This is a genomic window from Lutibacter sp. (genome assembly GCF_016342705.1).
GTDB lineage: Bacteria > Bacteroidota > Bacteroidia > Flavobacteriales > Flavobacteriaceae > Lutibacter.
Genome location: NZ_JAEINV010000004.1, coordinates 100599 through 113693, shown reverse-complemented (window position 1 = coordinate 113693; position 13095 = coordinate 100599). Strand labels below are relative to the sequence as shown.

Annotated in this window: 6 protein-coding genes; 5 read left to right on the top strand and 1 reads right to left on the bottom strand. The window is 30.9% G+C overall.

Translation table 11 applies throughout. The features are described 5' to 3' along the window. The 4 genes from JEY78_RS05305 to JEY78_RS05290 all read left to right on the top strand — a co-directional run bounded on the left by JEY78_RS05305 (nt 1) and on the right by JEY78_RS05290 (nt 6478). Nucleotides 1-1494 (top strand): RagB/SusD family nutrient uptake outer membrane protein, encoded by a 1494-nt coding sequence (locus tag JEY78_RS05305; RefSeq protein ID WP_291847628.1) that lies wholly within the window; start codon nt 1-3, stop codon nt 1492-1494. A gap of 11 nt (nt 1495-1505) precedes the next feature. Continuing rightward, nucleotides 1506-2855, top strand: a complete 1350-nt coding sequence (locus tag JEY78_RS05300; protein WP_291847624.1) for a SusF/SusE family outer membrane protein — start codon at nt 1506-1508, stop codon at nt 2853-2855. A gap of 67 nt (nt 2856-2922) precedes the next feature. Next, entirely contained in the window at nt 2923-4323 is a 1401-nt protein-coding gene (locus JEY78_RS05295) for an alpha-amylase family glycosyl hydrolase (protein ID WP_291847620.1), read from the top strand. Nucleotides 4324-4402: 79 nt separating this feature from the next. Then, the gene (locus JEY78_RS05290; protein WP_291847617.1) at nt 4403-6478 is read left to right on the top strand and encodes a glycoside hydrolase family 97 protein; all 2076 of its coding nucleotides are present in this window, start codon (nt 4403-4405) and stop codon (nt 6476-6478) included. Between the two features lie 360 nt (nt 6479-6838). On the opposite strand, the gene JEY78_RS05285 is transcribed toward JEY78_RS05290, so the two are convergent. Continuing rightward, nucleotides 6839-9730: a triple tyrosine motif-containing protein gene (locus JEY78_RS05285; protein WP_291847614.1), complete on the bottom strand. Its 2892-nt coding sequence runs from the start codon at nt 9728-9730 to the stop codon at nt 6839-6841. Between the two features lie 219 nt (nt 9731-9949). Between JEY78_RS05285 and JEY78_RS05280 the strand changes: the two genes are divergently transcribed. Then, nucleotides 9950-13084 carry a TonB-dependent receptor gene (locus JEY78_RS05280; protein WP_291847611.1) on the top strand — a complete coding sequence of 1045 codons (3135 nt, stop codon included), beginning with the start codon at nt 9950-9952 and terminating at the stop codon, nt 13082-13084. The last annotated feature ends 11 nt before the right edge of the window (nt 13085-13095 follow it).

Sequence of the window (13095 nt, the reverse complement as noted above, 5' to 3'; positions counted from 1 at the left end):
ATGAAAATCAAAAATATATTAATAATAGGAAGTTTAAGTTTCTTATTACTTTTAGGATGTACCAATATTGATGAGCACGTATATGATAAATATTCAGCAGATGAATTTTATGGCTCAGCAGAAGGTGCAGATGTAGCACTAGCTAGTGTATATGCTCAAATTGGTGGAAACTGGGGAGGTGTAGGTTATGCTGGAGCAGATAATGGATGGTACGATATGAACGCTATGTGTGCAGATGAACAAGTAATTCCACATAGAAATACAGGGGATTGGCAATTAGATTTTGCACGTTTATATAAACACGAATGGTTACCAACAGATTATATCATAGGAAATACATGGAATTGGTTGTACAAATCAATTTACAATGCCAATTTAGCGGTAGATCAATTGGTAAGTTCAAATGCTGAAGTTTCAAAAATTGCAGAAGCTAAAGTTTTAAGAGCCTTTTTCTACTACTTACTAATGGATGATTATGGAAATGTTCCTTTTTATACAGAAAATAATATTACTGTAGATAAAATTCCACAAGCAAACAGAGCAGAAATTTATCAATTTGTATTGAGTGAATTAACCGAAAATGTTGAAAATCTTTCAGCATCAAAAGGAGGAAATTACTATGGAAGATTCAATAAATGGGCTGGGTATACTTTATTAGCAAAAGTTTATTTAAATGCTGAAGTTTATACTGGTACAGCAAAATGGCAAGAAGCTTTAGAAGCTTGTAATAAAGTTAGTGAAGGTGGTTTTAGCCTGCACTCAGGAGCAGTTGATGCCAACAATCCATTAGGTTATAAATACTATGAATTATTTGGAGATGTATTACCAGAAGATGAAACCATTCTAGCCATGTTTGCATCTGCAAATGTAGTATCTCGTAATATTTTTACAGTACGTAGTTTAAATGGTCCTCACGCACAAGAATTATTTGGTTTTAGCGGTTGGAATGGAACAATTGTTCCTTCAGATTTTTTCTTAAAGTATGATGATAATGACATTCGTAAAAAACAATTTTTAATTGGTGAACAACCTGGTGGAACAACTTATACCTTGGAAGTGTCTTCACTGGACAATCCAGGCGCAGCACCTCAAGCAGGTGTTCGTAATATGAAGTTTTATCCTGTAACTCCAATGGATGGGGGTGGAGCTTCTAACGACTTTCCTATTTATAGATATGCTGATGTATTATTAATGAAGGCAGAATGTAATGTAAGACTAAATAAAGCGGGAGATGCAAAACCATTTTTAGATGAAGTTAGGCAACGTGCTGGATTGGATCGTTTAGCTGGAAACCCAACCTTAAACGATATTTACAATGAAAGAGGTTTTGAGTTAAATTGGGAAGGACACAGAAGACAGGATATGATACGATTTGACAAATTCTTATTACCAAATAATTTTAGAGGTAATTCAGAAAACTATAGAAAATTATTTCCAATTCCAACATCAGCTTTAGATGCAAATCCTGGATTGGTACAAAACCCTGGTTATTAAAATTAAACAATATGAAAAAATATATAAATAAAATCGTACTACTTTTTGCTGTTTTAATTTTAGGAACAGCGTGTGAGGAGGATGCTATACTTACGGTATTAGAGGTTGTTAATTTTGATGCAACTGCAGAAATTTTCCCATCAAGTGTGATAGTAACTGAAGAAAATGAAAATGAATCTTTAGCTACTGCTTCTTGGTCTTCTGTTGTGTATCCTATTGAAGCGCCTGTAAGTTATAAAGTTCAATTTGATATTCCTGCAGATACTGTTGGAGATAATGCTTGGAAAAATGCTATTAGTAAAGCCGCAGGGGTTGATGTTTTAAGCAAATCATTTTCAGGAGTTGAGTTGAATGAAATTGCACTTAACTTAGGACTTCAACCAGATGTTGAAGGAACGTTAGTGATTCGTGTGGAGTCTTATATGGACCGCGCAGCCTATTCTAAAGCAACAGTGTTAAAAATTACTCCTTATGAAAAAAACATCATTTTTGGGGAAATATTTGTGCCTGGTGCTTATCAAGATTGGAATGTAGATAATGCCGCTACATTAACAACCATAGATAATGGAATTTATCAAGGTTATATTACATTTCCTAGCAATAAAGGTTTAGGATTTAAAATTAATCCTGAAAGAAATTGGGCAACATTTTATGGAGCAAATGGCGATGGTAAAATTGAAGAAAAGAATGATATGGATCTTTCCGTTCCGGAACCAGGAACGTACCTCATAACTGCCAATTTAAACAATCTTACGTGGTCATATCAATTAAGTTCTTTTGGTCTTATTGGTACAGCAACTCCAGGTGGTTGGGATAGTGATACTAATATGATTTATGATTACCAAAATAAGCTTTGGATTTCTAATTTAAATCTTCAATCTGGGGCTTTAAAATTTAGATTAAATGATTCTTGGGATATTAATTATGGTTCTCAAAATAGTACAGATGGAATTGCTTACTTAGGTGATCAAGGAGCTCATACTATTTCAGAAGCGGCAACTTTTGAAGTTACTTTTAAAATTAATGAAGATCCTGCAACAGCAAATTATTCAGTAACTAAAATTAGTTATGGAATTATTGGAGATGCAACAGAAGGTGGATGGGATACTAGTACGCCTATGACTTTTGATAATGACACAAATGAATGGAAAGTTACTGCCGATTTAAAACCAGGAGCTGTAAAATTTAGATTGAATAATGAATGGACCGTTAATTACGGAGCACGAAATAATGATGATGGCATTGTTTATTTAGATGACCCAGGAGCCCATAATATTGCTGAATCTGGAACTTATGAAATAACGTTTAAATTAGTTCCAAACAACAAAGAAACCGCAACTTACATAGTTCAAAAACTATAATAACTAAATTAAAAATTGAGATTGCTTAAAATTTTTATAAGCAATCTCAATAATAAACATATATAAAATGAAGAAATTTTTAAGTATATTTTTAACATTCTTTTTTACAACCTTTTTACTTTCTTGTCAGAATACTGATGATCAAATACCAGAGTTACAAGAAGAACCAGATATTGTTACTGATTATACTCAATATGGGGTGCCATTTTCTAATGTTCCAGACCCTCAAGATGCTGTAATTTATCAAATAAATTTAAGAGCGTTTAGTTCTGAAGGAACTTTAAAAGGAGCACAAAAAAGATTAGATTCTATAAAAAACCTAGGTGCTAATGTAATTTATTTAATGCCTGTTTTTCCAAACGGACAGATAAAATCTGCCGGTGGTTTGGGTTCGCCCTACGCTGTAGCAGATTATAAAAAAGTGAGTACAGAATTTGGTACATTAGAGCATTTAAGAGATTTTGTTGAAGAAGCTCATAACAGAGATTTAACAGTAATTTTAGATTGGGTTGCAAACCATACTGCTTGGGATAACCCTTGGATTACAGCACATAAAGATTGGTATCAACAAGATGCAAGTGGAAATATTATCATTCCGCCTAACACTAATTATCAAGATGTTGCACAGTTAAACTATAATAATCCCGAGTTACGTGCAGCAATGATTGATGCTATGTCTTATTGGGTTTATAATGCAAACATTGATGGTTTTCGTTGTGATTATGCAGATTTTGTACCTCAAGATTTTTGGAAAAAAGCAAATGAAGCAATTAGAAAAATAAAAAATCAACCTATGCTATTGTTTGCGGAAGGTTCAAATAACACTAATTTTTCTATGGGCTTTGATTATATTTTTGGATTTGGATTTTTTGGGACGTTAAAAGATGTTTTAGGAAATAACCGTTCGGCAACTTCTATTCAAGATAAAAATAATGATGAATATATAAATGTATCGGATAATTCAAAACGAGTTATTAGATATACTTCAAATCATGATATAAATAGTTTTGATGGAACTCCTTATCAGTTATTTGGAGGAAAAGAAGGATCTATGGCTGCATTTGTTGTAGCGGCTTATATGAAATCTGTTCCAATGATCTACAACGGACAGGAAGTTGGTTATAATACACGTATTAATTTCTTTAACAAAGAACCTATTAATTGGAATGTTTCAGATTATGAATTGTTAAAAGAATATAAACAAATTATCAATTTCAGAAACCAAAGCAACGCAATTAGAAGAGGAAGACTTACTGGGTTTAGCAGCAATGATGTGTGTGCTTTTACAATGGAAATTAATCAAGAAAAAGTGTTGGTAATTTCAAATTTAAGAAACAAAACAATTAAATATACAAGTTCATCTGCACTAACATCTATCATTTGGAATAACGCATTTACAAATGCAACTGTTCAACTTGAAACTGAACTTACGTTAGCGCCTTATCAATATTTAGTATTAAAAAATTAGAAGATTCATCTATTTTGAGTGGTAATAGCCTTGGTTTTATTAATTTGAAATTGAGGTTATTATTTAAGTTTTTTCAATTATGAAAAATAAATTCAACATTAAAACTGCATTTAGCAACGCCAAATTAAATCATATAATGAACTTTAAAATACAAGCCTTATCCATACTTACATTTTTTGTAATTATTTTAAACTCATGTACAAATGTTGATGAAATTTTAACTATTTCATCTCCTAATAATAAAAATCAACTTACTTTTAGTTTAAGTGCATCTGGAGAACCACAATATGAACTAACTTCAAGTAAAAAATCAATTATTACAACTTCAAAAATGGGCTTTGAATTTGTTGAAAATCAGAAAATGACAAATGGATTTAAAATCATAAATTCTGAAATTGACTCAGTAAATACAACTTGGGAACAGCCTTGGGGAGAATTTAAAACTATTAAAGATCAACACACAAAACTGACGGTTCATTTACAAGAAACGTCAGGCGATAAAAGATTGGTTGATATCATTTTTAAGGTATTTAATGATGGATTAGGATTTAGATATTATTTTCCAGAACAACCAAATTTAAACGAAGTAAAAATTTCCAATGAATTAACGGAATTTACGTTTCCTGAAGAACACAGTGTTTGGTGGATTCCAGTACATTCTGATAATAGTTATTATGAAAGTTTATACAGAAAATCTCCAATAAGCAAAACAGAGACTATAAATACGCCTGCAACTTTTGAAACAAAAGATGGAATGTATTTAGCAATTCACGAAGCTAATTTAACTGATTTTGCTTCTATGACTTTGAGATATACAGAAAAAAATAAATTTCAAAGTGAATTAGTTCCTTGGGCTGATGGTGTAAAAGTGTACACAAAAACACCTTTTGAAACGCCTTGGAGAACAATTATTATTGCGGAAAATCCAGGAGAGTTAGTAACCTCAACTTTAATGTTAAATTTAAATGAACCATCTAAAATTGAAGATTTATCGTGGATAGAACCTTCAAAATATATTGGTATTTGGTGGGGAATGCATTTAGAAAAATACACTTGGGGATCTGGAGAAAAGCACGGTGCAACTACCAAAAACACAAAAGAATACATAGATTTTGCTGCTGAAAATGGCTTTAATGGTGTTTTAGTTGAAGGTTGGAATGTTGGTTGGGACGGAGATTGGACAGCTGATGGTACTTCATTCAGTTTTACACAACCATATCCAGATTTTGATATTGAGGAAATTAGTAGTTATGCAGCTAAAAAAGGCGTAAGATTAATTGGCCATCATGAAACTGCTGGCGCTGCAAGTCATTATGAAAATCAATTGGAAGCAGCTTTTGAATTATATAATAAAATGGGCGTAAATGCAGTAAAAACAGGTTATGTAAATAAATATTTAGACAAAAAAGAATGGCATGATAGTCAATTCGGTGTGCGTCATTACCGAAAAGTAATTGAAACCGCTGCAAAATATCATATTATGATTGATAATCATGAACCTGTAAAAGGGACAGGTTTACAACGTACCTACCCGAATTTAATGACACAAGAAGGTGCTAGAGGGCAAGAATACAATGCTTGGTCTAACGATGGAGGAAATCCACCAGAACACACTACCATATTACCTTTTACACGTATGCTTTCAGGCCCAATGGATTTTACTCCTGGGAACTTTGGATTTGATTATAAATCTGTTCAAGGAGCTAAAGTGCAAACCACACTTGCAAAACAATTGGCATTATATGCGGTGCTTTTTAGCCCTTTGCAAATGGCATCAGATTTACCAGAAAATTATGTTGGAAAACCAGCTTTTAAATTTGTAAAAGAAGTGCCATCTATTTGGTCAGAAACAAAAGTTTTGGATGCGAAAATAGGTGAATATGTTGTGATTGCACGTAAAGATTGGGAAGCAAAAAATTGGTATTTGGGAGCAATTACAAATAGTGAAAAACGAGAAATAAAAGTATCTTTTTCTTTTTTGGATTCAACTAAAAAATATACTGCAGAAATTTATACAGATGGAAAAGAAGCAAACTATAAAAGCAATCCTTATCCTATTGATATTTCAAAGCAAAATATAGATAGTGAGTCAATAATAACACTGATTCTTGCTCCAGGTGGTGGAACAGCGATTAAAGTTAGTTTGGTTGAATAATTAAATAAAATTTTATTTTTTTAAAAATTAACAATTTCATTTATTTTAAGTTGATAATAGCCTTGGTTTATGGTTTGAATCAAGGTTATTGTTTTTAATTTATTTTCATTCAGAACTTGTTTTGGAAAGGTTATATTTTTCTGATATTAAAATATTAATGGTACTAATATGGTACTGAAAATCTCTAAAATACACATTAACAGTATGATAATAGCGTTAAAAATTCCCACTCGGGGTACTTAAAACAAAGCCTGATAATTATTTTATTATCAGGCTTTGTTAATTTATAAAAGAGAAATTTCTAGAACTGTATAAACATAGTTTCAGCTAAAAACGTATGTGACCTTTTAGTCTTTTTGATTAGTCATTTGTTTCAATAGTTAAATTCTCTAAAAATAAGGTGAGACTTTCTGATGATGGCAAGTTCAGTTTTTTACGAATTCTATATCGAGCAGTTTCAACACCTCTATTGGAAATATTTAAAATATGTGAAATCTCTTTATTTGTTAAATTCATTTTAATTAGAGCACACAATCTTAATTCGCGTTGAGAGAATGTTGCATCGATTTGTTTTAAATCCATAAAAAAATTGTTGTGAACCCTTTCAAAATTAACATCAAATATTTCTAAATATTTGTCTCCTATACTGTTCTGATTTAACTTTTTAAATATTTGTACAATCTTATTTTTTGACTCATTATTCTTAACAATATCTTTCAGTTGCTTTAGATCATTACTTAATTCTATAAAAGCTTCTTTTCTTTTGCTTAACAATAAAGTATAATTTGCCAATTCTTTACTTTTATCAATTAAATCCATCTCTAAATGGTTATTATCATCTTTAATTTTCTTTTTTTCAATTGATAATTTAAGTTGTTCTAATTCTAGCCTAATTAACTTTTGGTCTTTTAAAGTTTCTAATTTAGTTTTTCTTTTTTCACCTTCAATTTTTTTTAAAATGAGTTGATAAAGTAAAAAAGTAATAATACAAAACAGTGATATGTATAAAAAATAAGCAAGTTTGGTTTGATACCAGGTAGGTAGTATTGTGAAAGCATAAGACACCTCTTTTCCCTCAACTCCAGTGTTACTTCTGCTTTTTACTTTAAATACATATTGACCATGACTTAATTTTGTATATTCTTTAAAGGGGTTTGAAGACCATGAAGACCAGTTTTCATCTGACCCTTCTAGAAAATAGCGATACTGGACATTAGTATAAGGTGCAATTTTGGGAGCACTAAATTCAAATCTTAAAATATCAGAATTATTAGGTATTTTTATGTTATTATCAGATTGTAAAGAAGCTGAATTTTTATTTATCCCCTTTGTATAAGTTATGCTGCTAAAAGATGTAAAGGTATTTTGGCTATTGTAATTATTAATATCATACAAAAACATGCCGTCTTTTGTACCAAAAAATATAAAGTTATTATAAGGTAAAATACATTCCATTCCTTCATTAAATGTCCCTTTTAAATTTAAAAAAGGTGTTTTTATGATTTTTTTTTCGTTATTATTCAAAAAATATCCAGCTTCATCATCTTGTACAAACCAAGTTTTTTCCATTGTAAATAGTAACTTCCTTGTGTTTTTTGAAGGGGCTAAAATTGAATTTAACGTTGGTTCAGGTATAAAAGTTTTGGTGTTCCTATTAAATGTATAAATACCATTATTTGTAGTGAAAACAATTTGTCCTTTATAATTTACTACGTTGATATTGAAAGGCGATTTAAAACCATTATTTGTAGTAAAGTGCTCAACGGATTCTACGCGTGTATTTTCTGAATTGATGACTAATCTATAAACGCCTTTGTAGCCATGACACACCCAATAAGTATTTGGTTCATCGGCGGCGAGAATATCTCTAGTAGATTCGTCAAACCCATCAATTTGATGTTTTAACACCCAATTTGATTGTTCTTTTTTTAATAAAAATAAGCCATTGTAGCTTGATGCTAGAAAAGTATTTTTTTCTCCCTTAATTGGTGTTATTTTCCAAAAACCGGTTCTGTTATCTATTCGTTTTATAATATTATCTTTTAAAACAAAAAGCCCATCATTATGACCTATTATAATTTCTTCCCCTACTTTTTTTAATGACCAAACTTGGCCCGGTAAATCTTCAATTTTATTAACTTTATAATTAAAATTGTCAAATTTATTTAAGTAATAAACGCCCTCATTTGTTGCTAAATAAATGGTTTCATTATCAATTAAAATATCATAAACTGAAGCGTAATCAAAAATGTTAGCGTATTGTGAATTGAAATCTAAACATGAAATGCCATTGTTTTGAAGTACCCAAATATTATTTGATTTTAGTTTATAAAAATTAAGAATTGCAGTGTTTTTAACTTTAGAAAAAGTGATGTTAGTTGTGGTAAATTCTCCATTGTTTTTTAACTCAATTATTTTTGAACTTAACGTTCCTAAAAGTAAGGTAGAATCATTTTTTTGTATTCCACAATTTATGGGATCAATATGCCCTTTTTCAAATAGTTCATTTTTTTTAAGGATTGTTTTGGAATTTAAATCAGCTAAATACACATAACCTTCTCGGGTAATAAAAAAAATTTCTTTCTTGTTTAAAGGTAAAGAGGCTATTAAAGTGTTGCTTTTAATGTCTTTAGTATAAAAGGCATTGGTTAGTTTGTCTCCATTTTTATTTAATAAATAAATTCCATTATTTTCATCTTGAACAATTAATTGACCGTTCACTATTTCAGAATACGTAAAAGCTTGATTTGCTTTTATGTGAGTAACAGCTTTACCAGTAATAACAATTAATTCTTTAAAGGTTCTGTAAACTATTTTACCATTGAAAGAATGTATTTTCCAAGTGTTTTCAAAATTAACAGTGTCTAAATGAAGTGAATCCATTAAGGACTTATAATAGTAATTTCCAAATTCATCCTTTATTAAATTTCCAATTTCATTATAGCCACCTACCCAAATAACTCCCTTTTCATCCATCAATAAACTTCTAACAGAAGATTTGTTAGGTAAAAAGACGTTTTTCCAATATTCACCATCATAAATTAATATTCCAGCATTATTCCCAAAAATTAATAGACCATCATGGTCTTCAATCATCGTCCAAAATTGTGAATCAGATTTGAAATCATTTTTATCAAAACTAATGGTTTCGGTAACGGATGATTTAACTTTTTTTAAAAAAGCAGTATCAATTTGAGCCTGAACAATAAAAGATAGTGAAACTAAGAAAGCAAAAGAATATTTACGAATCATAAATAAGATACTTTATTATATATAATGATTTCAAATGTAACATAAAAAATCAATTTAAATCGCTATTAACTAAGTAATAAACAAAAATGATGTATGGTTGACGTAACCAAATCATTTGCAAGGTGTAATTAAAGCGTAGGCAATAAATATGGAGCCGATTTTTTAAAATATAGATTTACACTATTCGATTATTAACCAAAATTTAACGTATTAATTATTATGAAATTTAAATTACAAACAGAAAAATTAAGATTGATTTTCTTTCTTTTTTTATGCTTTAGTTTTTTAATGGTTTCAGCACAAAATAAAAAAATTGTGTCGGGTACTATTATATCTTCTGAAGACAATTTTGCTTTGCCAGGTGCTTCCATAATTGAAAAAGGAACAAAAAACGGAACTTCAACCGATTTTGATGGAAAATTTTCATTAGAAGTATCGGAAAATGCAAAAACAATCGTAGTCTCTTTTATGGGATTTATAACACAAGAGATTGCAATTACCAATGGACCACTAAATATTACCATGCAAATGAGTAGTGCAGCGCTTGATGAAGTTGTGGTTGTTGGTTATGGAACTCAAAAGAAAAGTGTTGTAACAGGTGCTATTTCTGCAGTGAAAGCTAAAGATATTGAAAATATACCTAATGGACGTGTTGAACAAGCTTTACAAGGTAGAGTTTCTGGGGTAACTATTGCTGCTAATGCTGGGCAACCAGGATCTTCTTCAACTATTAGAGTACGTGGTATTACCACTTTTACCGAAGCTGGTAATGATCCTCTTTGGGTTGTTGACGGTGTAATTGTTGATAATGGAGGTATTGGTTTTGTAAATCAATCAGACATAGAATCAATGGAAGTTCTTAAAGATGCTGCATCATTAGCAATTTATGGTGCTAGAGCAGCTGGAGGCGTTATATTAATAACTACTAAAAAGGGAAAACAAGGAAAACTTAATGTAGGCTACACAGGCTTTACAGGTATTTCAAAAGCAGCAAGAACATTAAGTTTATTAAACGCAACTGAGTATGCTGTAATAATGAATGAGCAATCCGTAAATGGTGGTGGAGAAATAATTTATGCAAACCCAAGTTCTTTTGGAAAAGGGACTGATTGGCAAAATGCAATATTTGCAGATGATGCGCAAAGATCTTCACACGAAATAAGTTTGAGTGGAGGAAATGATGTTTCTAATTTCTATGCGTCATTTGGTATTCAAATGCAAGATGGTATTGTAACTCCGGAAATTTCTAGTTTAAATAAAAAAAGTATGCGTTTAAATTCAACGCACAAAATATCTAAACTTTTTACTGCAGGTCAAACATTAGGGTATTCTCACCAAAAAACGTTGAATATTGGAAATACCAATGCGGAACAAGGAGGACCTTTAAGTTCAGCCTTACATTTAGATCCAATTACACCATTAGTAGAAACGGATCCTGTAAAAGCAAATGGAATACCTTATTTAGGAAATGCAGTTATGACGGATGAAAACGGTAATCCTTATGGAATTTCATCAATTGTTCAGAATAATATGACAAACCCATTGGCGTATGTAAGTACAAGGTTAGGAAATTACAATTGGTCGGATGATTTTGTTGGAAATGCATACCTGGAAATAGCACCGATGGAGGGTTTAAAAATTAGATCAACTTTAGGAGCTAAATTAAGTTATTGGGGTTTTGAAGGATTTACACCAATGTACTATTTGAATGGTAATAATATAAATGATGAAAACAGTATTAATAGAACTATGAACAAAAATTTTGGATGGAATAATGAAAACATAATTTCATACACCAAACAAATTGAAGATCATAATTTCACAGTATTAGTAGGTCAAGGAGTTTATGTTGACAATAACTCATATGGTTCTAGCACAACTTATAGAGGTCTTCCAACCAGTGATTATAGATTGGCTTCATTTAGGTATAATGTGGCTGAAAGCGATAAATTTGGTAGTTCATATTCAAATGATTTGCACAAACTCACATCTTTGTTTACAAGAGTAAACTATGATTATAAAGAAAAATATTTATTTACTGGAGTTATAAGAAGAGATGGTTCTTCAAGATTTGGATCAAACAATAAATATGGAGTTTTCCCTTCTTTTTCGGGAGGATGGGTTGCGTCAAAAGAAGATTTTTGGAAAGAAAACTCAATTGTAAATACACTTAAAGTAAGAGGAGGTTATGGTGTAACAGGTAATGATGCTATTGGTGACTTCGGTTATTTAGCATTGGTTTCTGGTGGAAGTAACTATCCTTTAGGTACAGACGGAAATGTTCAAATTGGAACAAGTCCTAACGCTCCATCTAATCCAGATTTAAAATGGGAAGAAACAACCCAAACAAATATTGGTATTGACGCCAAATTATTTCATGCATTAGATTTAACGTTAGAATTTTATAAGAAAAAAACAACAGGAATTTTACAAAGTGTTGAAATACCAGGTTTTGTTGGAGCATCTGGTCTTCCTTTAGGAAACGTTGCAGATATGGAAAACCGTGGTGTTGAACTTGAATTAGGGTTTAATAAACAATTTGGTGAGTTAAATTTTAGAGCTAGTGGTAACGTTTCTTATTTAGAAAATGAAGTTACATATTTAGGTCAAGGGAAAACATTTATTTCTGGTGGTGTAGGTTTCCAATCTATGGGAACATTAACCAGAACAGAAATTGGAATGGCTAGAAATACTTTTTATGGAATTAAAACTGCAGGAATTTTCCAAAATCAAGCAGAAATAGATTCTTATGTAAATAGTGCAGGTATTGTAATTCAACCAAATGCTAAACCAGGTGATTTCCGTTGGGTAGATACTGATGATAATGGTAAAATAGAAGATACCGATAAACAATACTTAGGAAGTCCAATTCCAAAATACACCTTTGGTTTTAATTTAAATATGGATTACAAAAGTTTTGATGTAAGTATGTCATTTCAAGGAGTTGCGGGGAATAAGATTTTCCAAGGCTTAAGAAGAATTGATTTAGGTTCTGCGCCAAACTATCAAACAAAAGCTTTAGACCGATGGGTTGGTGAGGGCACATCAAATACGTATCCAAGATTAACCACGGCAGATACGAACCTAAATTTCTCTAGATTTTCAGATTTTTATTTAGAAGATGGTGATTATTTACGACTTAAAGTTATTCAACTAGGGTATTCTTTACCTTCAGCTACAATAAGTAAAATTGGGGCTCAAAAACTACGATTATTTGTAACTGCAGAAAATTTATTAACCTTCACAAAATATACAGGATATGATCCAGAAATTGGTGGAAGTACTTTTGGAATAGATAGAGGATATTACCCTCAAGCTAAGTCTTTTATGTTTGGAGCTAACATTCAATTTTAATCTTAAGAATT

Bases quoted from the DNA above. Each gene is read 5' to 3' on its own strand.
- JEY78_RS05285 (WP_291847614.1), bottom strand. From the start codon at position 9,730: ATGATTCGTAAATATTCTTTTGCTTTCTTAGTTTCACTATCTTTTATT.
- JEY78_RS05280 (WP_291847611.1), top strand. From the start codon at position 9,950: ATGAAATTTAAATTACAAACAGAAAAATTAAGATTGATTTTCTTTCTT.
- JEY78_RS05295 (WP_291847620.1), top strand. From the start codon at position 2,923: ATGAAGAAATTTTTAAGTATATTTTTAACATTCTTTTTTACAACCTTT.
- JEY78_RS05305 (WP_291847628.1), top strand. From the start codon at position 1: ATGAAAATCAAAAATATATTAATAATAGGAAGTTTAAGTTTCTTATTA.
- JEY78_RS05290 (WP_291847617.1), top strand. From the start codon at position 4,403: ATGAAAAATAAATTCAACATTAAAACTGCATTTAGCAACGCCAAATTA.
- JEY78_RS05300 (WP_291847624.1), top strand. From the start codon at position 1,506: ATGAAAAAATATATAAATAAAATCGTACTACTTTTTGCTGTTTTAATT.